The 21,243-nt window shown below is 43.3% G+C and carries 34 protein-coding genes; 1 reads left to right on the forward strand and 33 read right to left on the reverse strand.

Annotated elements, in window-relative coordinates; genetic code table 11:
* Nucleotides 1-86 precede the first annotated feature (86 nt).
* Nucleotides 87-707 carry an L-threonylcarbamoyladenylate synthase gene (locus tag INT03_RS04520; RefSeq protein ID WP_055125275.1) on the forward strand — a complete coding sequence of 207 codons (621 nt, stop codon included), beginning with the start codon at nt 87-89 and terminating at the stop codon, nt 705-707.
* 79 nt (nt 708-786) lie between these two features.
* Here INT03_RS04520 and rplQ read toward each other — a convergent pair whose 3' ends face one another.
* From rplQ to INT03_RS04685, 33 genes are all read right to left on the reverse strand, one after another.
* Nucleotides 787-1,146, reverse strand: a complete 360-nt coding sequence (gene rplQ, locus INT03_RS04525) for a 50S ribosomal protein L17 (protein ID WP_021813387.1) — start codon at nt 1,144-1,146, stop codon at nt 787-789.
* A 19-nt stretch (nt 1,147-1,165) separates the two neighbouring features.
* Nucleotides 1,166-2,173, reverse strand: a complete 1,008-nt coding sequence (locus INT03_RS04530) for a DNA-directed RNA polymerase subunit alpha (RefSeq protein ID WP_045446643.1) — start codon at nt 2,171-2,173, stop codon at nt 1,166-1,168.
* Nucleotides 2,174-2,253: 80 nt separating this feature from the next.
* On the reverse strand, nt 2,254-2,895 hold the full coding sequence (gene rpsD, locus INT03_RS04535; protein WP_010196731.1) for a 30S ribosomal protein S4: 642 nt from the start codon (nt 2,893-2,895) through the stop codon (nt 2,254-2,256).
* A gap of 48 nt (nt 2,896-2,943) precedes the next feature.
* Complete coding sequence (gene rpsK / locus INT03_RS04540; protein WP_045454458.1) at nt 2,944-3,333, reverse strand: 30S ribosomal protein S11; 390 nt, start codon at nt 3,331-3,333, stop codon at nt 2,944-2,946.
* Between the two features lie 20 nt (nt 3,334-3,353).
* A complete protein-coding gene (gene rpsM, locus INT03_RS04545) occupies nt 3,354-3,710 on the reverse strand; it encodes a 30S ribosomal protein S13 (RefSeq protein ID WP_021813384.1) in 357 nt (118 codons plus the stop codon).
* A 253-nt stretch (nt 3,711-3,963) separates the two neighbouring features.
* On the reverse strand, nt 3,964-4,080 hold the full coding sequence (gene rpmJ / locus INT03_RS04550) for a 50S ribosomal protein L36 (protein WP_010196721.1): 117 nt from the start codon (nt 4,078-4,080) through the stop codon (nt 3,964-3,966).
* A gap of 32 nt (nt 4,081-4,112) precedes the next feature.
* Nucleotides 4,113-5,444 carry a preprotein translocase subunit SecY gene (gene secY, locus INT03_RS04555; RefSeq protein WP_173936727.1) on the reverse strand — a complete coding sequence of 444 codons (1,332 nt, stop codon included), beginning with the start codon at nt 5,442-5,444 and terminating at the stop codon, nt 4,113-4,115.
* A gap of 19 nt (nt 5,445-5,463) precedes the next feature.
* The gene (gene rplO / locus INT03_RS04560; RefSeq protein ID WP_045446637.1) at nt 5,464-5,904 is read right to left on the reverse strand and encodes a 50S ribosomal protein L15; all 441 of its coding nucleotides are present in this window, start codon (nt 5,902-5,904) and stop codon (nt 5,464-5,466) included.
* Entirely contained in the window at nt 5,904-6,083 is a 180-nt protein-coding gene (rpmD, locus tag INT03_RS04565) for a 50S ribosomal protein L30 (protein WP_010196714.1), read from the reverse strand. The genes rplO and rpmD overlap by 1 nt, the downstream gene beginning before the upstream one ends.
* A gap of 20 nt (nt 6,084-6,103) precedes the next feature.
* Nucleotides 6,104-6,619 (reverse strand): 30S ribosomal protein S5, encoded by a 516-nt coding sequence (gene rpsE, locus INT03_RS04570; protein WP_010196711.1) that lies wholly within the window; start codon nt 6,617-6,619, stop codon nt 6,104-6,106.
* A gap of 2 nt (nt 6,620-6,621) precedes the next feature.
* Complete coding sequence (gene rplR / locus INT03_RS04575; protein ID WP_021813381.1) at nt 6,622-6,972, reverse strand: 50S ribosomal protein L18; 351 nt, start codon at nt 6,970-6,972, stop codon at nt 6,622-6,624.
* 11 nt (nt 6,973-6,983) lie between these two features.
* Nucleotides 6,984-7,517 carry a 50S ribosomal protein L6 gene (gene rplF, locus INT03_RS04580; protein ID WP_045446634.1) on the reverse strand — a complete coding sequence of 178 codons (534 nt, stop codon included), beginning with the start codon at nt 7,515-7,517 and terminating at the stop codon, nt 6,984-6,986.
* A 175-nt stretch (nt 7,518-7,692) separates the two neighbouring features.
* A complete protein-coding gene (gene rpsH / locus INT03_RS04585) occupies nt 7,693-8,091 on the reverse strand; it encodes a 30S ribosomal protein S8 (protein ID WP_045446631.1) in 399 nt (132 codons plus the stop codon).
* A gap of 11 nt (nt 8,092-8,102) precedes the next feature.
* Nucleotides 8,103-8,408, reverse strand: a complete 306-nt coding sequence (gene rpsN, locus INT03_RS04590; protein ID WP_021813378.1) for a 30S ribosomal protein S14 — start codon at nt 8,406-8,408, stop codon at nt 8,103-8,105.
* Between the two features lie 12 nt (nt 8,409-8,420).
* On the reverse strand, nt 8,421-8,957 hold the full coding sequence (rplE, locus tag INT03_RS04595) for a 50S ribosomal protein L5 (protein WP_011512858.1): 537 nt from the start codon (nt 8,955-8,957) through the stop codon (nt 8,421-8,423).
* 21 nt (nt 8,958-8,978) lie between these two features.
* Entirely contained in the window at nt 8,979-9,296 is a 318-nt protein-coding gene (gene rplX / locus INT03_RS04600) for a 50S ribosomal protein L24 (protein ID WP_045446626.1), read from the reverse strand.
* Nucleotides 9,297-9,304: 8 nt separating this feature from the next.
* Nucleotides 9,305-9,673, reverse strand: coding sequence for a 50S ribosomal protein L14 (gene rplN, locus INT03_RS04605; protein WP_010196702.1), 369 nt, complete (start codon nt 9,671-9,673; stop codon nt 9,305-9,307).
* A 181-nt stretch (nt 9,674-9,854) separates the two neighbouring features.
* On the reverse strand, nt 9,855-10,127 hold the full coding sequence (rpsQ, locus tag INT03_RS04610; RefSeq protein WP_045446623.1) for a 30S ribosomal protein S17: 273 nt from the start codon (nt 10,125-10,127) through the stop codon (nt 9,855-9,857).
* A complete protein-coding gene (rpmC, locus tag INT03_RS04615) occupies nt 10,124-10,321 on the reverse strand; it encodes a 50S ribosomal protein L29 (RefSeq protein ID WP_011279794.1) in 198 nt (65 codons plus the stop codon). Before rpmC ends, rpsQ begins: the two co-directional genes overlap by 4 nt.
* Complete coding sequence (rplP, locus tag INT03_RS04620) at nt 10,321-10,734, reverse strand: 50S ribosomal protein L16 (RefSeq protein WP_055125273.1); 414 nt, start codon at nt 10,732-10,734, stop codon at nt 10,321-10,323. Before rplP ends, rpmC begins: the two co-directional genes overlap by 1 nt.
* Before the next feature lie 3 nt (nt 10,735-10,737).
* Complete coding sequence (gene rpsC, locus INT03_RS04625) at nt 10,738-11,466, reverse strand: 30S ribosomal protein S3 (protein WP_045446618.1); 729 nt, start codon at nt 11,464-11,466, stop codon at nt 10,738-10,740.
* Between the two features lie 3 nt (nt 11,467-11,469).
* Nucleotides 11,470-11,799, reverse strand: coding sequence for a 50S ribosomal protein L22 (gene rplV / locus INT03_RS04630; RefSeq protein WP_045446615.1), 330 nt, complete (start codon nt 11,797-11,799; stop codon nt 11,470-11,472).
* 10 nt (nt 11,800-11,809) lie between these two features.
* Nucleotides 11,810-12,085 carry a 30S ribosomal protein S19 gene (gene rpsS, locus INT03_RS04635; protein ID WP_010196682.1) on the reverse strand — a complete coding sequence of 92 codons (276 nt, stop codon included), beginning with the start codon at nt 12,083-12,085 and terminating at the stop codon, nt 11,810-11,812.
* A 12-nt stretch (nt 12,086-12,097) separates the two neighbouring features.
* Nucleotides 12,098-12,925 carry a 50S ribosomal protein L2 gene (rplB, locus tag INT03_RS04640; RefSeq protein WP_193007810.1) on the reverse strand — a complete coding sequence of 276 codons (828 nt, stop codon included), beginning with the start codon at nt 12,923-12,925 and terminating at the stop codon, nt 12,098-12,100.
* 11 nt (nt 12,926-12,936) lie between these two features.
* Nucleotides 12,937-13,287, reverse strand: a complete 351-nt coding sequence (gene rplW, locus INT03_RS04645; protein WP_010196677.1) for a 50S ribosomal protein L23 — start codon at nt 13,285-13,287, stop codon at nt 12,937-12,939.
* Entirely contained in the window at nt 13,284-13,886 is a 603-nt protein-coding gene (rplD, locus tag INT03_RS04650) for a 50S ribosomal protein L4 (protein WP_045446611.1), read from the reverse strand. The genes rplW and rplD overlap by 4 nt, the downstream gene beginning before the upstream one ends.
* A gap of 14 nt (nt 13,887-13,900) precedes the next feature.
* The gene (rplC, locus tag INT03_RS04655) at nt 13,901-14,539 is read right to left on the reverse strand and encodes a 50S ribosomal protein L3 (protein ID WP_055125271.1); all 639 of its coding nucleotides are present in this window, start codon (nt 14,537-14,539) and stop codon (nt 13,901-13,903) included.
* A 48-nt stretch (nt 14,540-14,587) separates the two neighbouring features.
* Nucleotides 14,588-14,899, reverse strand: coding sequence for a 30S ribosomal protein S10 (gene rpsJ, locus INT03_RS04660; protein ID WP_010196670.1), 312 nt, complete (start codon nt 14,897-14,899; stop codon nt 14,588-14,590).
* A 441-nt stretch (nt 14,900-15,340) separates the two neighbouring features.
* A complete protein-coding gene (locus INT03_RS04665; RefSeq protein WP_060490531.1) occupies nt 15,341-16,951 on the reverse strand; it encodes an Rne/Rng family ribonuclease in 1,611 nt (536 codons plus the stop codon).
* 178 nt (nt 16,952-17,129) lie between these two features.
* Nucleotides 17,130-17,795, reverse strand: coding sequence for a Maf family protein (locus INT03_RS04670; protein ID WP_193007811.1), 666 nt, complete (start codon nt 17,793-17,795; stop codon nt 17,130-17,132).
* A gap of 131 nt (nt 17,796-17,926) precedes the next feature.
* A complete protein-coding gene (gene mreD / locus INT03_RS04675) occupies nt 17,927-18,412 on the reverse strand; it encodes a rod shape-determining protein MreD (protein ID WP_193007812.1) in 486 nt (161 codons plus the stop codon).
* Nucleotides 18,413-18,573: 161 nt separating this feature from the next.
* A complete protein-coding gene (mreC, locus tag INT03_RS04680; protein ID WP_087814671.1) occupies nt 18,574-19,434 on the reverse strand; it encodes a rod shape-determining protein MreC in 861 nt (286 codons plus the stop codon).
* Between the two features lie 189 nt (nt 19,435-19,623).
* Nucleotides 19,624-20,652 carry a rod shape-determining protein gene (locus tag INT03_RS04685; RefSeq protein WP_083475748.1) on the reverse strand — a complete coding sequence of 343 codons (1,029 nt, stop codon included), beginning with the start codon at nt 20,650-20,652 and terminating at the stop codon, nt 19,624-19,626.
* Between the last annotated feature and the right edge of the window lie 591 nt (nt 20,653-21,243).

Raw genomic sequence — 21,243 nt, forward strand, 5'->3', positions numbered from 1 at the left:
GTGAAAGAAGCGTACGCGCCATAAATGTCCTACTTAGTTAAAAACCTCATATTCAACAACCCATAATTATAAAATAAGGAACTGCTATGCAAGTATTTTATATTCATCCAGAAAATCCACAGCCACGTCTGATTGAGCAAGTGGCGGATTTGTTACGTAAAGACCAGCTCATTATCTACCCTACCGATACCAGCTATGCTTTTGGTTGTCGCTTAGGGGCAAAGGATGCACTCGATAAGCTTAAACAAATTCGTGAACTTGATGATAAACACCAGTTTACCTTACTGTGCCGTGACTTAAGCGAAATTGCCAACTATGCTGCAGTGGACAATATACAATTTAAACAGCTCAAAGCGCTTACTCCTGCGCCCATCACCTTTATCCTCAATGCTACAAAAGACGTACCAAAAAAATTGGCACACGCGAAGAAAAAAACCATCGGTATTCGAGTACCTAGCAACCCCATTGCGCAAGCGCTTTTAGAAGCCATGGATGAACCTATCTTGACAAGCTCATTAATACTACCTAACCGTGATGACATACTAGATGATCCCTTTGAGATTGAGGATTTATTAGGCAATCAAATCGACGGTTTAATAAATGCAGGTATAAAAACCACTAAGCTCACTACTATCGTTGATATGACTGGTAGCCAGCCTGAAATTATCAGGCAAGGTGCCGCGGATGTAGATTCACTACTACGGTAATAAATTAAAGCATCAGACACAAAAAAAAGCTCCAATTGAATTGGAGCTTTTTTATATACATCTTTTGCTTATTATAAAATTAGTCGCGATCAACCAATTCTACATATGCCATTGGCGCATTGTCACCATCACGGTAACCACATTTTACGATACGCAAATATCCACCTGGACGGGTCTGGTAACGAGGACCTAACGTGCCAAATAGTTTACCTACCATAGCTTTGCTACGCATACGGCTAAATGCCAAACGACGGTTAGCAACGCTGTCTTCTTTAGCCATAGTGATTAATGGCTCGGCAACGCGACGTAACTCTTTTGCTTTTGGTAAAGTTGTTTTGATCAGTTCATGCTCAAATAATGAGTTAGTCATGTTCTGAAACATTGCCTTACGATGACTGCCGGTACGACCCAGCTTGACTCCACTCTTACGATGGCGCATAGTCAAAAATCCTTAAAGTTTAACGGCTACGATAAGAAAAGCGATCATCAACACGAAGGTCAGCTGGTGGCCAGTTATCTAGGCGCATACCGAGCTCTAAATCTTTAGACGCTAGTACGTCTTTGATTTCCGTTAATGATTTCTTACCAAGATTTGGGGTTTTTAGAAGTTCAGTCTCTGAACGTTGTACCAAATCACCGATATAGTAAATGTTTTCAGCTTTCAAGCAGTTGGCTGAGCGAACCGTTAGTTCAAGATCGTCCACAGGGCGTAATAGCACCGGATCAACCTCTTCTTTCTCTTTCACAGGCTCAGGCGCTTCTTCAGCTTCTAGGTCAACAAAGATAGAAATCTGTTGTTGTAAAATAGTGGCTGCTTTACGAATTGCTTCTTCTGGATCTATAGTGCCATTAGTTTCAAGCTCAATGATAAGACGATCAAGATCAGTACGCTGCTCTACACGAGCGTTCTCAACCTGATAAGCAACACGAAGCACAGGACTAAAACTTGCATCAAGCTTTAAACGTCCGATTGCTTTAGTATCACCATCTTCACGGCGCTGGTTTGCTGGCTCATATCCACGACCCATTACTACACGCAAACGCATCTTAAGATGACCACGATCACTCAATGTACCCAACACCAATTCTGGATTGACGATGTCTACATTATGCGGTAACGCGATGTCTGCAGCAGTAATAGTGCCTGGACCTTGTTTATCCAAGGTCAAAAATACTTCATTTTGGTCATGAAGCGTAATGGCCAAGCCTTTTAGGTTCAAAAGCAAGTCAAGTACATCTTCTTGTAGCCCTTCAAGCGTTGAGTATTCATGGTCAACACCATCAATCTCAGCCTCAATGACTGCAGCACCAGGTAATGAAGATAACAAGATGCGACGTAAGGCATTACCAAGGGTATGCCCAAAGCCGCGTTCTAACGGTTCGAGCGTGACTTTCGCAATCGTTTCATTAACCGTATCCACATTAATGGCATTCGGCGTTAGAAACTCAGTTGCATTTAGCATCATGATGTCACCTCGATTTATTAAACTGGTTTAATTAACGTTGATTGCTCAATGCCGTTTTCACGACATCGAGCAGTACGTCATTACTTAGAGTATAGCTCAACGATCAAGCTTTCGTTGATTTCAGCAGGTAGATCAATACGATCAGGCGCTTGTTTGAAGGTGCCTTGTAATTTGCTGTGGTCAACATCTAGCCATTCTGGAATACCACGTTGGGTAGCCAGCTCAATTGCGTTTTTAATACGTAATTGCTCGCGAGACTTCTCTTGGATAGCGATGACATCACCATCTTGCAACTGAATTGATGGAATGTTCACACGAACAAACTCATCACGGCCAGCTTTTTTTACCATCACAGTACGATGACTGACTAGCTGACGTGCTTCGGCGCGAGTTGAGCCAAAGCCCATGCGATAAACAACGTTATCTAGACGGCTCTCAAGCATGGCTAACAGGTTTTCACCAGTAGCACCGCGCTTACGAGCAGCTTCTTTATAGTAATTAGCAAACTGACGCTCTAATACACCATAGATACGCTTAACTTTCTGCTTTTCACGCAGCTGTAAAGCATATTCTGAGGTCTTGTTACGGCTTACACCGTGTTGACCTGGTGGACGACCAGCTTTTTTCGTTTTTACGTCGTATGGTTTAACGCCAGACTTAAGACCTAAGTCCGTGCCTTCACGACGTGATAATTTGAGTTTTGGTCCAATATAGCGGGCCATTGTTATGTCTCCTATAAGCTTTTGGGATAAAAAGCTTCGTCTTTAATATTAGACGCGGCGCTTTTTCGGCGCACGGCAACCATTGTGTGGGATTGGGGTTACATCAGAGATGCTGTTAACTTTATAACCCAATGCACCTAGTGCTCTTACCGCAGACTCACGACCCGGTCCTGGTCCTTTGACCAAAACGTCGATATTCTTAACACCATATTCTTGAGCCGCTTTACCAGCGACCTCAGCTGCAACCTGAGCTGCAAATGGTGTAGATTTACGTGAACCACGGAAGCCTTGTCCACCTGAAGTGGCCCAAGCCAGTGCATTACCTTGACGATCGGTAATCGTAACAATGGTGTTATTAAAAGACGCATGGATATGGGCAATGCCCTCCGATACTGAACGACGAGTCACTTTCTTGCGACTACGAGTGTCTTTAGCCATCTTTTAGCTTCCTAAGTTAATTATCTTTTGAGAGGGCGTGTCGGACCCTTACGAGTACGAGCGTTGTTCTTAGTATTCTGACCTCTAACTGGTAGGTTACGACGATGACGGATGCCACGGTAACAACCAAGATCAACTAAACGCTTGATATTCATTGACACTTCACGACGAAGATCACCTTCAGTCATGTAATTTGCAACTTGTGCACGGATAGCATCTAACTGTGTATCATCTAACTGACTAACTTTAGTAGTAGGGGCAATGCCAACTGCTTCTAAGATTTTCTGAGCAGTGGTACGACCTACACCAAAGATGTAAGTTAGTGAAATAACAGCATGCTTATTATCCGGAATGTTTACGCCGGCAATACGAGCCATTGATTTCTCTCCATTAAAGAAAAATAAGCGTTATTTATCAATAAGGCATTATTTTTCAGATTTGTTGCTGTCAATACTAAAGCTTTTATAATTATTATCGCTGCTTTGACTTGGTTACAAGCCTATTCATTGACGGTCTTATAAAAGTTTTTGCATAAACTACGGCAAGTGGCGGATGATATCCCATCCGCCGTCATTTTTCAAGTATTAATTGAGATAGTAACAAAAGTCTAAGACTTTATAATACTAAATATTAACCTTGACGTTGCTTGTGGCGAGGTTCTGCTGTACAGATGATATGTACACGGCCTTTACGGCGCACAACTTTACAGCTACCACAAATCTTTTTAACTGATGCTTGAACTTTCATAGCATGCTCCTTTGAGATATCGTACCGCTCATTTAAGGTTGAGTGGGCGATTGAATTAACGTCTGATCATGATATTGATGGGTCATCAAATGCGCTTGGATTTGCGAAATGAAGTCCATTACCACAACCACCATAATCAGTAAAGACGTACCACCGAGTTGAAACGGTACACCAAACGATGACTGGACGACCATTGGCATTAAACAAATAACCGTCATATACATCGCGCCAATAAAGGTCAGTCGGTTTAATACATGATCTAGGTAACGCTGAGTTTGTTGTCCGGGGCGAATACCTGGGATATACGCACCACTACGTTTAAGGTTTTCAGCTACTTCACGTGGACTAAATACCAATGCCGTATAGAAGTAACAGAAGAAAATAATCATCGCGCCAAACAGAACCAAATATAGCGGCTGTCCTGGAGACAACACCAATGCCATATTCTGTAGTATCTTTTGTGTAAGGGTAGGATCAGTTGATTGACCGACCCACTGCCCTAAACTTGCTGGAAACAACAACAACGAGCTAGCAAAAATGGCTGGGATAACCCCTGCCATATTAAGCTTCAGCGGCAAATGTGACTGCTGCTGAGCATATATTTTGCGACCTTGTTGCTGCTTCTGTGCATAGTTCACTGGAACACGGCGCTGAGCACGTTCAATATAAACGATACCAGCAGTAACCGCGATGCCTAGTAGCACAAAAATAAACAGTACAATCAAGTTCATCTGCCCTTGATTGACCTGTTCAATAGACTGCGAAATCATACCTGGCGTACCAGCCACAATACTCGCAAAAATGAGCATTGAAATACCATTACCTACGCCGCGCTCTGTAATCTGCTCACCAAGCCACATCAAGAACATAGCACCCGCTACCAATGAGGTAACCGCTGGAATATAAAAGGTCAGACCAGAAGATAAAGTAAGATTTTGACTGATTAAGCCAGCACACATTCCTAATGACTGTACTAGGGCTAAAGCAAGTGTTCCTTGACGGGTATACTTGTTCAACTTACGTCGTCCCGCTTCGCCTTCTTTTTTGAGGGCTTCAAGCGATGGCAATACTGCAGACATCATTTGTACAATAATCGATGCTGAAATATACGGCATAATACCGAGCGCCATAATGGACATACGCTCTAGTGCACCACCTGAGAACATGTTAAACATACTCAAAATGGTGTTTTCGTTGCGCGAAAACAGATCAGCCAAGTTGACCGGATTGATACCCGGTACTGGAATATGTGACCCTAAACGATAAACAACCAATGCGCCGATTAAGAATAATAAACGCGTCCATAATTCATCATACTTGCGTATGAATGCAAATGGATTGAGCGGTATACCAGTCGATGACATTGATTGTTTTGACACGTTACTACTCCTCGATGCTACCACCAGCAGCTTCGATTGCTAGCTTAGCGCCTTTAGTCACTTTGATACCTTTAAAGGTATAAGCCTTAGTGACTTCGCCTGACAACATAATACGGGCACGCTTCATGTCGTGACGGATTAGGTTAGCAGCTTTAAGTGTTTCAAGGCTAACCACATCGCCATCAATTTTATTTAGTTCAGAAAGACGTACTTCAGCCGTCTTCATTGCCATTTTGCTGGTAAAACCAAATTTCGGTAGACGACGATATAAAGGCATTTGACCACCTTCAAATCCTGAGCGTATGCTAGAACCTGAACGAGATTTCTGACCCTTTACACCACGACCACCAGTCTTACCAAGACCTGAACCGATACCACGACCACGACGTTGGGCAGTTTTCTTTGCGCCAACACCTGGTGATAATTCATTTAATCTAAGACCCATTACGCTTCCTCCACTTTTACCATGTAGTTAACGCGATTGACCATACCACGTGTTGAAGGTGTATCTTCTACTTCAACAGTATGATTAATACGGCGTAAACCCAATCCTTTCAAGCTCGCTTTGTGGCTCTTTAGGCGATGGGCACCCGATTTAAATTGAGTGACTTTCATTTTTTTCATCGTAACTCACCTAGTCTAAGTTAACCCAAGATTTCGTCTACAGATTTACCACGTTTTGCTGCCATCTTCTCTGGAGTTGACATATCACGTAAACCGTTAAACGTTGCGCGAACAACGTTAGCAGTATTGGTAGAACCATAACATTTAGTCAAAACATCTTTGACACCAGCAACTTCTAATACAGCACGCATTGCGCCACCAGCGATTACGCCAGTACCTTCAGACGCAGGCTGCATATAAACTTTACTAGCACCATGACGTGCTTTGATCGGATGATACAAAGTTGCATCATTAAGCTCAACAGTAATCATATTACGTTTGGCAGCTTCTAGTGCTTTTTGGATAGCAGCTGGCACTTCACGTGCTTTACCGCGACCAAAACCAACACGACCATTGCCATCGCCCACTACAGTCAATGCAGTGAAAGAGAAAATACGACCACCTTTAACAACTTTTGCAACGCGATCAACGGTAACTAAGCGTTCTACTAGACCGTCAGTCTGTTCATTTTTATCATTTTTATCATTTCTAGCCATGATTAAAACTCCAATCCGTTTTCGCGAGCTGCTTCTGCTAAAGCTTTAACTCGACCATGATATTTAAAACCACTACGGTCAAAGGCAACTTTAGTGATACCAGCTGCTTTTGCGCGTTCTGCGATCATTTGGCCCACAGACGTTGCTGCATCAGCATTGCCAGTCGCGCCTGAGCGCAAGCTGCCGTCTAAGGTAGATGCCTGAGCAATCACTTCACCACCGGTAGGAGAGATAATCTGGGCATAAATATGTTTTGGCGTGCGAGTAACCGTTAAGCGATGAACGCCTAAGAAACGGATATGCGCGCGGGTTTTCTTAGCTCGACGCAGACGAGCTGCTTTTTTATCAAACATTTCAACTCACCTTATTTTTTCTTGGCTTCTTTGCGAATCACATGCTCGTCACTATAACGAATACCTTTACCTTTATAAGGCTCAGGTGGGCGGAAACCGCGGATATTAGCCGCTGCTTGACCAAGCTGCTGTTTATTGTTTGATTTCAAAACAATTTCAGTTTGCGTTGGGGTTTCAGCTGACACACCTTCAGGCAACGTATATTCTACTGGATGAGAGTAACCAACGTTCAAAGTTACCTTGTTACCAGCAACTTGTGCGCGATAACCAACACCAATTAACTGAAGACGCTTTTCAAAGCCTTCGTTCACGCCTTTAACATAGTTGTTAACAAGAGCGCGCATGGTGCCAGTGTGCATCATAGCTTCTTTTGAATCGACTGTAGGTGAGAAAATGATCGCATCATCTTCCTGTTTCAGCTCGACCAATTCATGCAGGCGTAAAGACAAAATGCCGTTCTTGCCTTTCACTTCGACCTGCCGATCGTTCAAAGTAACACTTACGCCGTTTGGCAGTGTCACTGGGGCTTTAGCCACACGAGACATAGGAATATTCCTTAAAAAATTAACTTCTTTATATTAGCGAAAAAACTAACAGGCTAAAAAGCGTGTTAGTTTAGCATAGTTGACTGCGTTAGACACCTATCAATTTGAAATAATTAATTATTACTCAATCAATAGAAGTCTAACAATTATCAAATAGACTTTATCGTCGTGTAGCTTACGCTACAAATGCGACGATTTCACCACCGATACCAGCAGCGCGTGCAGCACGATCACTCATGATGCCTTGGCTAGTTGATACGATAGCAACACCCATACCTTGCTTAACAGTAGGGATAGCGTCTTTACCGCGGAACTGGCGTAAACCAGGACGGCTAAAACGTTGAATCGTTTCGATGACAGCGCGGCCTTCGAAGTATTTCAATTCGATAGATAGGGTTGCTTTATTGTTTGCTTCTTCAGTAACAACAGCGCTCGCCACATAACCTTCGCTAACTAGCAAATCAGCAATTGATTTACGTAATTTAGAGCTCGGCATTGCTACCGATACTTTGTTAGCCATTTGTGCGTTACGAATACGGGTTAGCATATCCCCAACGGTATCTTGCATACTCATATAGTTACCCCTTACCAGCTTGCTTTACGAACACCAGGCACATCGCCTTGCATGACACGCTCACGCAGCATATTGCGTGATAAGCCAAACTTGCGGAAGTAACCGTGAGGACGACCGGTGATAGCACAACGATTGCGCAGACGTACTGGCGATGAATTGCGTGGAAGAGCTTGTAGCTCTAGCATCGCTTCCATACGAGTTTCGTCACTTGCAGTCATATCACTGATAGTTTCTTTTAGCTTGATACGCTTATCAGCGTACTTAGCAACCATTTTTTCGCGCTTTAATTCGCGGTTAATCATGCTCTTCTTTGCCATAACGTCTTTACCTTATTTAAATGGGAAGCCGAATGCTTTAAGCAACGCGCGACCTTCTTCATCAGATTGAGCTGACGTGGTGATTGTCACATCCATACCGCGGATACGATCAATCTTGTCAAAATCTACTTCTGGGAATACGATCTGTTCTTTGATACCCAATGAGTAGTTACCACGTCCGTCAAAGGCTTTAGGTGAAAAACCGCGGAAATCACGAATACGAGGAATTGCAATGGCAATGAGACGATCTAAAAATTCGTACATTTGCTCACCGCGTAGCGTTACTTTGCAGCCAATTGGCCATTCTTCACGAATTTTAAAGCCAGCAACTGATTTACGCGCTTTGGTGACGACAGGTTTTTGACCAGCGATAGCGGTCATGTCAGCTACTGCACCTTCAAGCAATTTCTTGTCTTGAGACGCGCCGCCTACACCCATGTTAAGTGTGATTTTAGTGATTTTAGGCACTTGCATCACATTAGCCAAACCAAGCTCTTCTTTGATTTGCTGCTTTAATTCTTCGTTATATAAAGATTTTAATCTTGCCATTACCATTACACCCTTAGTGTCTTACGCAGTCGCCACTACTTCACCGTTCGAACGATAGACGCGTTGTTTCTTGCCGTCTTCGCCGAACTGATAAGTAATACGATCAGCTTTTTGGGTTTGCGCATTTAATATTGCGACATTTGAGATATGTAGAAAAGCTTCTTTCTTAAGAATGCCACCTTCAACGCCAGTTGCCTGATTTGGCTTCTGATGTTTAGTGACAATATTAATGCCTTCAACTTTAATACGATCATTTTTTACAGCTTGTACAGTACCTTGCTTGCCTTTGTCTTTCCCAGCAATCACGATAACTGTATCGCCTTTACGTAATTTTGACATGGATTACCTCACAATACTTCTGGTGCTAGTGATACAATTTTCATAAACTGATCACCACGTAGTTCACGAGTTACCGGTCCAAAAATACGAGTTGCAATCGGTGCTTTATTTTGATTCAACAATACCGCAGCATTGTCGTCAAAACGCAGAACAGAACCATCAGGACGACGAACGCCTTTTTTGGTACGTACAACTACAGCATTCATCACGTCGCCTTTTTTAACACGACCGCGAGGAATGGCTTCTTTAACCGTTACTTTAATAATGTCGCCAACTGATGCATAACGACGATGAGAGCCACCCAGTACTTTAATGCACTGAACTCGTCTTGCACCGCTATTATCTGCAACTTCCAGCATCGATTCAACCTGAATCATAGCGTTACTCCACACGTATGAGCAATAAAAACCAGTTGCTGCCGCTAGCACAGTATGAGTAGTCGGCATTTTAATAATAATAACCGCTGCTACTCTTAATGTGAGTGATATACGCTCGGCGCAATCAGCATCCTTAAAAAGGCGGCTATTTTAACAGCTTCTGGCTTTTAATGCAATTTACTTAGATTTTTTCTACTTTTTCAACCACTTCAACCAAAGTCCAAGACTTGGTTTTAGAGATTGGACGCGTTTCTTTGATGCGGACAAGGTCACCTTGTTGGCAAACGTTATTCTCATCATGGGCTTTGATTTTTGTAGAACGACGAAGCTGCTTGCCATACAAAGGATGACGAACCAGACGCTCAATCAAAACTGTGATGGACTTGTCCATCTTGTCACTGACAACTCGTCCTGTCAATACGCTAGCATTAGCTGTTTGATTGTTATCGCTCATGAGTCGCCTCGTTGTTTCTCGTTAATCAAAGTCTGAAGCTGAGCAATCGCACGACGATTAACACGTACTTCATGGGTATTACCCAACTGACCAGTTGCTTTAGCCATACGAATACGGAAAGCATCAAGTTGCTTTTCATCAAGTAACTGAGTCAGTTCTTCTAATGATTTATCACGTAATTCACTGATCTTCATTACATTATCGTCCGCTTAACAATGGTAGTTTTAAAGGGCAGTTTTGCTGCAGCAAGCGTGAACGCTTCGCGAGCAAGTTCTTCTGAAACCCCTTCGAGTTCATATAGCACTTTACCAGGTTTGATTTCGCATACCCAATATTCTACAGGACCTTTACCTTTACCCATACGTACTTCTAGTGGTTTATTGGTAATTGGTTTGTCTGGGAATACACGAATCCAAATCTTACCACCACGCTTAATTTTACGAGTGATGGTACGACGTGCTGCTTCAATTTGACGGGCAGTCATACGACCACGAGTCAACGATTTTAGACCAATTTGTCCGAATGCAACGGTGCTTCCACGATGAGCTAGCCCAGTGTTACGACCTTTGTGCATTTTACGAAACTTGGTACGTTTTGGCTGTAACATAGTTTAACCTCTGTCTGTGTTTCGACGGTTTCCGTTTCCACGACCACGGCGTTTTGGCGCACGAGTCTGCTCTTCTTTAACGGGATTGTATACACTGTTCATACCGTCAAGGATTTCGCCACGGAAGATCCAAACTTTTACACCGATGGTGCCGTAAGTAGTTTCCGCACGTACTGACGAATAGTCGATATCAGCGCGTAGTGTATGCAATGGCACACGACCTTCACGGTACCATTCAGTACGAGCAATCTCAGCACCGCCAAGACGGCCAGACAACTCAACTTTAATACCTTTAGCACCAGAACGCATGCTGTTCTGTACGGCGCGCTTCATAGCACGGCGGAACATAACACGACGCTCAAGCTGACTTGCGATACCTTCCGCTACTAAATGAGCATCAAGATCAGGCGAGGTGATTTCTTCAATGTTGACCTGAGCAGGTACGCCCATAATTTTGGTCAATTCTTTTTGAAGTCTTTCAATGTCTTCGCCTTTCTTACCGATAACAATACCAGGACGCGCAGTGGCGATGGTAATCTTAGCAGCACCTGTAGGACGCTCAATCATGATTTTGCTAATCATAGCACTATCAAGCTTTTTGCGCAGATATTCACGAACTTGAATGTCATTGATTAGGTATTCTGAGTATTGTTTAGGGTTAGCATACCAGTTTGCGTTATGCTTCTTTACAACACCAAGACGAATTCCGATTGGATGTACTTTTTGACCCATAACTTATTCTCCTACCTTTATAGTGATGTGACAGGTACGCTTACTGATACGATCAGCGCGACCTTTAGCACGTGGTAGGATACGTTTTAGCGTAATGCCTTCATCAACGTAGATGGTTGATACTTTAAGGGTATCAATATCTAGACCGTTGTTATGTTCGGCATTGGCGATGGCTGAGTTAAGACATTTCTTAACAAATACAGCGCCTTTTTTATTACTATACGTTAGGATATCCAAAGCACGCTCGATAGATTTGCCACGAACTTCATCGGCAACGAGTCTAACTTTTTGTGCCGATATGGCGGCACCGCGTAATTTTGCAGTTACTTCCATGGTAAGCACCTTATCTCTTAGCTTTTTTGTCAATGCCATGACCACGATACGTACGAGTCGGGGCAAATTCACCTAGTTTATGACCAACCATCTGTTCACTCACGATAACCGGTACATGAGTACGGCCATTGTGAACAGACAAGGTTAAGCCAACCATTTGTGGTAGGATCATCGAGCGGCGCGACCAAGTCTTAATTGGCTTGCGTGAGTTGGTGTCTAATGCATTCTCAACTTTGGCAAACAAATGCGCGTCTATGAATGGACCTTTTTTCAATGAACGAGGCATGAAATTCTTCCTTTATTTCTTCTTGGCGCGACGGCGGATGATCATATTGTCAGTACGCTTATTACTACGCGTTTTAAGTCCTTTAGACTTCTGACCCCAAGGGCTGGTTGGATGGCGACCTTTATTACGACCTTCACCACCACCATGTGGGTGATCAACCGGGTTCATAGCAACACCACGAACAGAAGGACGAACACCACGCCAACGTGAAGCACCGGCTTTACCAAGTGATTTCAAGTTGTTTTCAGTGTTAGAAACTTCACCAATAACGGCACGGCAGTTCACGTGTACACGGCGTGTTTCGCCAGAGCGCATACGTAGAATAGCATAAATACCTTCACGACCTAACAACTGAACGCTGGCACCCGCAGAACGAGCCATCTGTGCGCCTTTACCGATTTTAAGTTCGATATTATGGATCACAGTACCCAATGGGATGTTTTTCAGCGGTAAACAGTTACCTGGACGAATTGGTGATAGCTCACCTGACATTACTGTATCGCCAACTACTTGTTTTTTAGCAGCAATGATATAGCGACGTTCGCCATCAGCGTACTTAAGTAAAGCAATGTGCGCAGTACGGTTAGGATCGTATTCAATACGCTCTACCGTGGCTGGGATATTGTCTTTAGTACGTTTGAAATCGATAATACGATAATGCTGCTTATGACCACCGCCAATATGACGAGTCGTTATGCGACCATTATTGTTACGACCACCAGTTTTACTTTTTGATTCGAGAAGCGCTGCAAACGGACGACCTTTATAAAGGTGTGGATGCACCACTTTTTCAACAAAACGACGGCCTGGTGATGTTGGCTTTGCTTTTACGATAGGCATGAGTGTAATCCTTATTCGTTGTTCGCTGTTTCACTAGTAGAAGCAGTCGTATTCGCGACCTCTTCACCAGCATCAGCCATTTGTACATCTTGACCAGCTTTTAAGGTAACGTAGGCTTTTTTGTAGTCATTACGACGGCCGATACTTTTACCAAAACGCTTTGTCTTACCTTTAACATTCAACGTGTTTACTTTTAAAACTTCAACACCTTCAAACATCATCTCAACCGCTTTTTTGACTTCAAGCTTAGTAGCGTTAGAGTCAATTTTAAATACCTGCACACCAAGTGAGTCGCCAAGCATTTGAGATTTCTCTGAGAATACAGGTCCTCTTAGGATCTGATAAAGTCTTGCGTTATTCATGCTAGTGCTTCCTCAAATTGTTTCGCAGCTTCGACTGTCATGATCACTTTATCAAAAGCGATCAAGCTCACTGGATCCACTTCACTTGTATCAAGTACATTGACATGTGGGATGTTGCGAGCAGCTAAGTATAAGTTTTCGTCAACTTCTTTAGTGACGATTAATGCACGTGATGCATTTAACTCACCTAACTTTGCAATCAACTCTTTAGTCTTAGGTCCAGAAACGCTTAGCTCTTCGACCAAAATCAAACGCTCTTGGCGAATCAATTCGGCTAAGATACACTGCATAGCACCGCGATACATTTTACGGTTAACTTTCTGTGACCAATCTTGTGGTTTAGCCGCGAATGCACGACCGCCCCCACGCCAGATTGGGCTACGAATAGAACCTGCACGAGCGCGACCAGTACCTTTTTGGCGCCATGGCTTAATGCCACCACCAGAAACTTCGGCACGGGTTTTTTGAGCGCGTGTACCTTGACGAGCACCAGCAAGATATGCGGTGACGACTTGATGCACTAGTGCTTCGTTGAATTCACGACCGAAAGCCGTATCAGAAAGCTCAACTGCCGCCCCTGTAACTGTTTTTAAATCCACGTTAATCCCCTTGCTTAGGCTTTGACTGACGGACGTACGATGACATCGCCACCGGTGGCACCTGGGATAGCACCCTTGATGACAAGTAACCCTTTTTCAACATCAACCGATATCACTTCTAGGCCCTGAACGGTAACGCGTTTGTTACCCATCTGACCTGGCATTTTTTTGCCTTTGAAGACTTTACCTGGTGACTGGTTTTGACCAGTTGAACCAATGGCACGGTGAGATACTGAGTTACCATGAGTGGCATCTTGCATGCTGAAGTTGTGACGCTTCACGCCGCCTTGAAAGCCTTTACCTTTACTGTTACCTGTGACATCAACCATCTGACCTTGTTCGAACAAGTCAGCTAGGATCTCACCACCAATTTCACGACCTTCAAGATCGCTATCATTGGCACGAAATTCCCAAACACCACGACCAGCGGCAACGCCAGCTTTAGCGAAGTGACCTTTTTGAGCTGCTGCTACGCGGCTGTCACGACGGGTACCTGTGGTAACTTGGATGGCTTGATAGCCATCTACATCAGTATTTTTTACTTGAGTAATGCGATTAGCACTGATCTCAACCACTGTTACAGGGATAGATGCGCCTGCTTCAGTGAAGACACGGGTCATGCCGCATTTTTTACCGACTAAACCGATCGCCATTTTAGACCTCTTTATATCTTATATTAATGGGTTGGGTGTTTATGTGCATTAACCCAAAGCAATTTGAACGTCAACACCCGCCGCCAAGTCAAGCTTCATTAGCGCATCCACAGTTTTGTCGGTAGGTTGAACGATGTCAACCATACGCTTATGAGTACGGATTTCGTACTGATCACGAGCGTCTTTGTTTACGTGTGGTGAAGTTAGAACGTTGAAGCGCTCAATGCGAGTCGGCAACGGTACAGGACCACAAACTTGCGCACCGGTGCGCTTTGCAGTATCAACAATCTCTTGTGCAGATTGATCAATCAGACGATGATCAAAAGACTTAAGACGGATACGGATTCTCTGGTTAGCCATGCCAGCAAGCTCCTAATATGTGCTTTTGTCATTTTTGCTTTGCAAAGATATGATCAAAAGCCGTTTGGTTAAATATTCACTTAAAGCGGCCTTCTGTTCTTAACCAGAATGAGTTCTTTATCCGAACTTGTAGCGTGCCAAAAGCAAAATAGTTTAAAGCCCCGCCGACCCTTCCATTATAGGATGTCAGCAAAGGCATAATGAAATAGTGCTAGAAACGATGCTCTAGCTGTCATAGCGCCCGCTGTTTGATTGGCGGCGCATATATAATTCAGTGGTGTATATTATACATAGTATTTCAGTCATTGCAAGGATAATATCTGTAGCGACTTATGATATTACCCTTTATAAACAGTAATATGTAAACAACCGTATCTGTGCTTAATAATCACGCTTATATGAATCGATAACTATGCACTGTTAATCTAAAGCTATGAAACATCAATCCAAAACAATGTCATATTGCTCTTGAGTATAGAGATTTTCGACATCAAAGGTAATCACTCTACCAAGTAAATACTCTAAATCTGCCACCGTGTCTGACTCTGAAGTGAGAAGTAAATCAATGACTGCAGCATGGGCAACGACCGTAAATTTCTTGGGAGAGTTATAAGTACGAGCACAACGCATGATTTCACGGAATATCTCAAAGCACACTGTCTCAGCCGTTTTAACAAAGCCGCGTCCTTGACAGGTCGAGCACGGCTCACATAGCTGCTGTCCGAGCGACTCACGCGTACGTTTACGCGTCATCTCTACTAACCCAAGCTCACTGACCTGAGTAATCTTAGTTTTGGCATAGTCTTGTACTAGCTGTGATTGCAGGCTCTCTAACACATCATCTTTATGCTGCTGTTCAAGCATGTCAATAAAGTCTAGGATGATAATACCGCCTAGATTACGCAAACGCAGCTGACGGGCTATCGCATGAGTTGCCTCAAGATTGGTTTTATAAACCGTATCTTCTAACGAACGCCCGCCTACGAATGATCCAGTATTGACATCGATCGTGGTCATCGCTTCTGTTTGGTCGATAATGAGATAGCCACCTGATTTTAAATCTACGCGGCGTTTTAAAGCATCACGCAAATCATCTTCGACGCGATGGACATCAAACAAGGATGGCTCAGCGGTATAATGGACAATGCGGTCATAGACAAAAGGCACAAACTCTTTGGCAAAGGATCTGACTTGTTCATAAATTTGTGCATTATCAATGATGACTTTCTCGGTATCCGCGTGAACCAAATCACGGATAGAGCGCAGCGGTAATGATAGCTCTTGATAAATAAGCTCAGAACTTTGATGTTGTTTCATCTCTTGGCGACGCGCGCAGATGGTACGCCACAGCTGCAATAGATAATAAATGTCTTCTTCAAGCTTATCGACAGGGACACGTTCAGCAGCGGTACGAGCGATGAGACCGCCTTTTAAATTGACCGTTTGCATCAGGCTACTAAGCTCAGTCTTCAGACGAGTGCGCTCTTCTTCGCCATCAATGCGCTGAGAGATACCAATGTGTTCGCTTGAGGGCAGATACACCAAATAGCGAGATGGCAAGGATATATTGGTGGTCAAGCGAGCGCCTTTACTGCCCAACTGATCTTTGGTCACTTGCACTAAAATACGTTGGCTTTCATGCAAGCGATGTTGAATCAACGTTTTAGACACAGGGATGACTTCGGTATTTTGTATACTAATCACCGGTGGCGTGACAGCCAAGTTATTAGTACTATTTTCTACCACAGCATCTTCTATATTGCTATCCGAGTTTTTATCGCTATTGTCAGCCGCTTTACTTTTATTTTCTGCTACTGGGCGCGGCTCACGCTGCATATCATTGACATGTAAAAATGCTGTCCGCGACTGCCCGATATCAACGAATGCTGCCTGCATACCAGGTAAAACGCGTACGACTGTACCCAGATAGATATTGCCGACCAGACCCAATTTATGATGACGTTCAATATAAATTTCGCCCAAGATGCCATTGTCTAAGACTGCGACACGGGATTCCATTGGACTAATATTAATCAGCAGCTCTTCGGACATAATGTTTTTCTCTTATCTCTCAGCTTTCTTGTTAGACGTTCATCGTCTATTATCTTTATAGTGTAACAAATGCTGCTGGCTCTCGCCCATTACTCTCGCGTGTTATTATGTGCAGCAGGTTGGAGTGACAACCAATCTCTGAGAGACCAATAATCTCTATGAGGTTCTGTCTCGCATTTTACTTGATACTAATATCTGTGACGTTTTTAATTAACGCCAGCGTTTGTGGAAGTGGTAAACCCACGACATTGGTATAGCTACCATTGATACGGCTGACCCAAATAGCACCCAAACCTTGTATACCATAACCACCCGCTTTATCAGCAGGCTCACCACTTTCCCAATAGTTACTCATCATATCCGCAGTGAGCGCTATAAAGGTCACTTCGGTACGCTCAGTGATTCGTTGCTGATTAATGATTTGAAATACTGGCTCATGAGTTGAGCTGTTAGCCGCTTTAGAAGATAATGATACATGCGTTGCTTGAACTGCTGTCCATACTTCATGGACATTATCAGACATCTGTTGCCACATGCTATAAGCGTGCTCACGATCGACTGGCTTGACCAGCACTGTTTGACCATCTGCCAGCACACCGATGGTATCAGACGTTAAAATGATAAGTGAGTCAGAAAAACAGTTTTTATCCGTTTTCAAGCGTGATACTAGTTGCTGTATGGCAGACTCAGCTTTAGTGGCGACCATGCGCTCGATATAGTCTGTGGGTGACTCCTCATCATGCTGTGTTTCATCGACATCTACACTCAATGTGCTAAATTCTAGTTGTGCTCTTTCTAACAGCTCACGACGGCGCGGCGAACCAGAAGCTAAAATAATATCCATCGCTACTCTCTTTATATCTGAATTTATCTGCCTACTACCGAAAATTGCTGCCTGTTAGTGCATTAATATTAGTTAGTCATGATTAATAAACACCAGCGCTATAATCTTATTGGTTATCAGCAGAATTTTTCTTATGACGCGAATTTACGCAAAGCCAGTAGTACCAATGGCCAGCTGATGATACTCATCAACAGTGATAAGGCAGATTGTGCGACAAAGACATTCTGGATAAACATCTGCAATATCCATAAACATAATTGAAAAACAAACAATCCTAAGCTCGCTAATAACCATGCACTGATGGTATTTAGTTGCCTAATATAAATACTGGTTATTTTTATGAAGAAGGCGACTGCCACGGCGGCAAAGGCTTGCTGTCCCAAATGGGTATCCATGAGTAAGTCAGCAATGAGACCGATGGTAAATGCTGTAAAAATACCAACATAGCGTGGCTGAAATAACAACCAAAAAATCAGCATCATGATCATGACCATAGGGCGTAAGGTAGCCATACTAGGACTTAACGGATAGACATTAAGCGATGACGCAATAACAAAACTTAGAATGATGGTAGCAATCAGTAGTACCGTTGCATTCTCAGAATCAGGATACGACATGGGTACTTACCTTAACGAATGTATTGATGGCTGCTGTTAAAGCATGAGTGGGCATTGATGGGATAAAAACCATGGCTAAAAATGTATCGACAAAAAGACCAGTTAATAAATAGATGCCAGCCATTATCTTATTGGTACTTACGTATTGAGCGCCTAACTTCTTAACGGTCATTGAGAGTCATATTATTTTTATTCACCAGCTTATCTTGCAGGACTAATACATATGCATTATCGATAAAGTTCGCCGCTGGGGTCACTTCTATACTTCTAAAGTTATCGGCTTGAGTATCTTTAATATGGGCGATACGCCCGACACGATACCCTGCTGGAATACGCCCACCCAATCCTGATGACACCAGCTCATCACCCACACGCACGTCTGAGGTTTTGAATACATAGTCAAGGCTTAATGAGGTTGGTATACCTTGCCCTGTCACGATAGCGCGTTGACCTGTGCGCTTAACCGTAACTGCAACCGATTGCTGTTCATCAGTAATCAATAGTAGGCGACTGGTATTGGGATAGACATTAATAATCTGCCCTAAAATACCGTCCTCATCAATCACTGTTTGTCCAACTTGAACCCCGTCTTGAACGCCTTTATTGAGCACCACGATTTGTCTGAGTAAGTTGGTGTCTGTACCGATTACCTGTGCCAAATTAAGATCAAATTGTTCAGGCTTGGTCGTTGATAAAATACCTTGCAGGCGCGCATTTTGTGCCAAAATATAATCTTGCTGCTGCAACTTGGCTTGCGCATGGATAAGCTGAGACTTCAATTGCATGTTTTCGCGGCGCAGCGCTTCTTTAGACTGTAAGCTGCCACCTGCCCAATGCTTGGCATAACTCGGTAACAGTGATAGCTCATAAATAGGCTGCATCGCGGCATGACTGGTACTACGTACTGGATTAAACCATTCTGAATTTTTGCTATCGAACCACATCAATATTAGAGCTGCTATTAATACAATGGCAGTCTTACGAAGTGCTAACGGCTGGCGCGCAAAAATACTTGGGGTCATAAGTCGTCTAACTCAGGAGTTATAAAATAAGCAGTAGCCAGTACTGGGTTCTAGTTGATTAATGCAATTAAAGGCAGCGCAACTGGCTACCTTTAATTTTATACTGTTTTGACCCACTATTTTTACGCAAGCTATCATCAAGCACGACGAAGAGGATTTATCAATACCGCAGTGCTTAACTAAAGCAATCTAAACAAAAATCATGTTCAAGCTTTTGTTATTGATAAAATCAAGTGCAATACCACCGCCGCGGCTGACGCAAGTCAATGGATCTTCAGCAACGGTCACAGGTAGACCTGTCTCTCTTGAAATCAATTTGTCCAAATCACGCAACAGCGCACCGCCGCCCGTCAAGACAATACCACGCTCTGCGATATCTGATGACAGCTCAGGTGGCGTCTGCTCAAGTGCAGCTTTCACCGCGCTAACGATACCGCTCAGCGGATCACTCAGGGCTTTTTGTACTTCTTCTGAGTTGACAGTAAAGGTTTTTGGCACGCCTTCTGCCATGCTACGACCGCGAACTTCAACTTCTAGCTGACTGTCTTCATTCAAAGCAGAGCCAACTTCGTGTTTGATACGCTCAGCTGTCGTCTCACCAATCACACAACCATGGGTACGGCGTACGTGGGTGATAATCGCGTCATCAAACATATCGCCACCGATACGAATCGACTCAGCATAAACGCAACCAGATAAAGCGATAACGGCAATCTCCGTAGTGCCGCCACCAATATCAACCACCATCGAACCACTGGCTTCATGAACTGGCAAGCCAGCACCGATGGCAGCAGCCATTGGCTCTTCTAACAATAGTACTTTACTCGCACCTGCTGAAGATACGGCTTCACGAATCGCTTTACGCTCAACCAGAGTAGACTTACAAGGCACACAAACCACCACGTTAGGCTGCGCCATAAAACGCTTAGCTTTTACCTTCGTGATGAAATGCTTGAGCATTTTTTGCGTCACTTCAAAGTCAGCAATCACGCCGTCTTTTAATGGGCGAATCGCTGTAATATTGGCAGGTGTACGACCAAGCATCTGCTTGGCATCAATACCAACAGCAGCAACGGTAGGGTTTTGTGTACGATTACTTCGTAACGCAACCACCGTAGGCTCGTCAAGTACGACGCCTTTATTAGGAATAAAAATGAGAGTGTTCGCAGTACCGAGGTCGATAGCGATATTATTTGATAAAAATCCAAACAGGTTCATGACTAATATTTCCAGCGTATTACAAATGAGGCGAATGAGATTGACTGAGGCGTTACTCATCAGCGTTGAGCAGGTCGTCGTTAGACATTACTTATGGCGAAATTTGAACCTCGCAACAAGTCAAACCTAAGCAATAATGATGCAAGGGAAAAACTGAGCTAAATTATACCGATTTGGCTCAAAAAAAACACAGATATTTGCATCAGTAAGTCAGGATTTTGGTCTTAAACGCTAAAAGTTGTTACAAAGTTTAAAATAGCAGTAAACACCATTCGACTTAATGAAACATCATTTAATTCAATAACTAACAAGGCTCTACAGGCAAATGATAATTTTGCTTAGCAGCACAGGTGCATACTGTAACGTATTTCAGAACGTAATGGGTAAGCAATTGAGAATCAATCGTGAATTATACGGTCAATTTTGCAAATCACGCCATCTTGGTTGATATTGTGCATCAATCAAGCGTCATGCTCTGTAAACTTAAGCCAGATGCTTTATAATAAAGCCACTATATATACATCTTAAGATAAACCCCTTGTTTTAGTTTGTGTTAATAATTATCTATATCTAGTGCTTGTCTATTTTAGC

This window comes from Psychrobacter sp. PG1 (assembly GCF_014897815.1).
Classification (GTDB): Bacteria; Pseudomonadota; Gammaproteobacteria; order Pseudomonadales; family Moraxellaceae; genus Psychrobacter.